1 protein-coding gene is annotated in these 533 nt (G+C 66.2%); it reads left to right on the top strand.

Annotation, left to right across the window (positions count from 1 at the left end):
• The coding region (tnpC, locus tag CFR76_RS17590) for an IS66 family transposase (protein ID WP_110557954.1) at nucleotides 1-533 on the top strand (533 nt) is incomplete at both ends.

Here is a 533-nt window from a genome sequence, read left to right as displayed (position 1 = left end):
CGTGAAAGGGTCGTTATCCCAGCCCCCGTGCACTGCCCATGCTGTGGCTCATCCCGTCTGGCAAAACTGGGCGAGAGCATGACCGAGACGCTGGAAGTCGTCCCCAGACAATTCAGGGTAATCCAGACGGTGCGGGAGAAATTCTCCTGCAGGGACTGCGAAAGCATCACCCAGCCGCCGGCACCGTTCCATCCGATCGCTCGGGGCCGCGCCGGGCCATGGCTGCTGTCGACGATCCTGACCGGCAAATTTGCCGATCACCTGCCGCTGAACCGCCAAAGCGAGGCCTTTGCCCGCGAAGGAATCGATCTCGACACCTCCACGCTGGCTGACTGGGTGGGTGCCAGCACCGCCACCCTGGCGCCGCTGATCGCGCAGATCCGCGCCCATGTGCTGGCGGCAGAACGGCTGCATGGCGACGACACCACGGTGCCGGTGCTGGCGAAAAGCCGCACCGTGACCGGGCGATTGTGGACCTATGTGCGCGATGACCGGCCATTCGGCGGCCCCGCACCGCCCGCGGCCTGGTTCCG

Source organism: Komagataeibacter swingsii, assembly GCF_003207895.1.
GTDB classification, from domain to species: domain Bacteria; phylum Pseudomonadota; class Alphaproteobacteria; order Acetobacterales; family Acetobacteraceae; genus Komagataeibacter; species Komagataeibacter swingsii.
The sequence above is the reverse complement of the archived record's forward strand: the minus strand, read 5'-3'. Positions and strand labels throughout refer to the sequence as shown.